Below are 2,154 nucleotides of genomic sequence, written 5' to 3'. Positions count from 1 at the left end.
TTGACACTCCCCCGCTAACCGCTCGCGCGGTGTAGCAAGGGATTCTTGATTCATAGGCTCTTGACTAGATCGAACAGATTTAACTGAACGACCCCCGCCAGACCGCCTCCGCAAGGGTTTTCTAATACGGTCAGTCCGACCGCATTTTTTCCTCGATTCTCGATTACTTTTGCTGATGCTGTATCTCTCGGTTCAATGTGACCGCAAGAATCACACCGGTGAACTCTTTCCGATAACGACTTTTTGCCGGTAATCGCGCCACAATTCGGACACTCCTGGGAAGTTCCGTTTTTATCGACTTTAAGATAATATTTTCCCCGTTTCCAAGCGACAAACGGTAGTATCTCGTTAATAAAACTACCGATACCCGAATCTAGAGATTGTTTTCTAACGATCCCTCTAGACCAGGAAACGAAGTTAATATCTTCAACGAAGATATTATCGGCATATCACAAAGATAATGAGCTAGTTTAAAGTGCCAATCTCTACGGCTATTAGACACTTTTTCGTGTAATCTTGCTATCTTCTCCTGAAGTTTTAACCAATTGTTCGAGCCTTTAGTTTTCCGTTTCAAGCGTCTTTGTAGCAATTTAAGCTTACTCTGTACTTTCAACAAAAATCGAGGGGCTTTGATTAAATCTCCCCGTGAAGTAGCGACAAAACTTGCAATTCCCGCGTCAATTCCTAAACAGGTCTTCCCTACTGTCATATCGGGAACTAATTCCGTAGATTGGAAGGAAACCGAAACGTAAAATCCCGACGCTTTTTGGATAATTCGAGCTTGTTTAGGCTCGAACCAGGGCGGGTACTTTCTGGATTTCCTAATCCGAATTTTTCCCAATTGTGGAAAATTTAAGTATTCGTCACCTAAGAAGTTTATTGTAGGGGGTCTAAGTGGGTTTTAGCCTAACTGCCTAATCAAACAACAATCTTAAGCTTTATCTCCTCAGTCCTCAACAGTGGTACAATTGCCGTCATAGCTAGGGGTGTCTGAGGCAATCAGGCTGAGAAAGACCCTTAGAACCTGAGACTGGGTAATTCCAGCGTAGGGAAGCTGTTTACAGAGGAAATAAAATTATGAGACAAGAATGGGTTGCCCCCCGGCGCGGACAAGCAAATGTATCGCAAATGCACTACGCCCGTCAGGGGATAATTACCGAAGAGATGACGTATGTGGCAAAACGGGAAAATCTCTCTCCCGAATTGATTCGCAGCGAAATCGCCCGAGGAAGACTGATTATTCCCGCTAATATCAATCACCTCAACCTCGAACCCATGGCGATCGGTATTGCTTCTAAGTGTAAAGTTAATGCTAATATCGGGGCTTCCCCTAACTCCTCGAATATTAACGAAGAACTGGAAAAATTACACCTAGCGGTCAAATACGGCGCAGATACGGTGATGGATCTCTCCACCGGTGGCGGTAATTTGGACGAAATTCGCACTGCGATTATCAATGCTTCTCCTGTCCCCATCGGTACTGTACCCATCTATCAAGCGGTGGAAAGCGTTCACGGCAATATTGAAAAACTCACCCCCGAAGATTTCCTCCATATTATCGAAAAACACGCCCAGCAAGGGGTAGATTACATGACGATTCATGCGGGAATCCTCATCGAACACCTGCCTTTAGTCAAAACCCGTCTGACCGGGATTGTCTCCAGGGGCGGTGGTATTATTGCTAAGTGGATGTTACACCACCACAAGCAAAATCCTCTCTACACCCATTTCGATGAAATTATCGAGATTTTCAAGCGTTATGACGTTTCTTTTAGTCTCGGTGACTCCCTGCGTCCTGGTTGTACCCATGATGCTTCCGATGCGGCCCAATTAGCGGAATTGAAAACCCTCGGCCAACTGACGCGCCGCGCTTGGGAACACGATGTACAGGTGATGGTGGAAGGACCGGGCCATGTTCCCATGGATCAAATTGAATTTAATGTGAAAAAACAAATGGAGGAGTGTAGCGAAGCACCTTTCTATGTTCTTGGTCCCCTTGTCACCGATATTGCTCCAGGGTACGATCATATCACTTCGGCGATCGGGGCGGCTCTGGCGGGTTGGTACGGGACGGCGATGTTATGTTATGTCACCCCGAAAGAACATCTCGGTTTACCCAACGCTGAAGATGTGCGAAATGGCTTAATTGCCTAC

At 46.0% G+C, this 2,154-nt stretch carries 1 protein-coding gene, 1 pseudogene and 1 riboswitch; of the genes and pseudogenes, one reads left to right on the top strand and one right to left on the bottom strand.

Features of this window, described 5'->3' with window-relative positions:
- Positions 1-50: 50 nt before the first annotated feature.
- Positions 51-886, bottom strand: a pseudogene (locus PX482_RS26590) (RNA-guided endonuclease InsQ/TnpB family protein); the annotation flags it as partial.
- A gap of 86 nt (positions 887-972) precedes the next feature.
- Positions 973-1,069, top strand: a riboswitch (TPP riboswitch).
- A gap of 8 nt (positions 1,070-1,077) precedes the next feature.
- Between PX482_RS26590 and thiC the strand changes: the two are divergent.
- On the top strand, positions 1,078-2,154 hold a 1,077-nt coding region (thiC, locus tag PX482_RS26585; RefSeq protein WP_288123232.1), incomplete at its 3' end, for a phosphomethylpyrimidine synthase.

It is taken from the genome of Microcystis sp. M53602_WE12 (assembly GCF_030065455.1).
In the GTDB taxonomy this organism is placed as follows: Bacteria; Cyanobacteriota; Cyanobacteriia; order Cyanobacteriales; family Microcystaceae; genus Microcystis; species Microcystis aeruginosa.
This window is presented reverse-complemented; position numbering and strand designations above follow the sequence as displayed.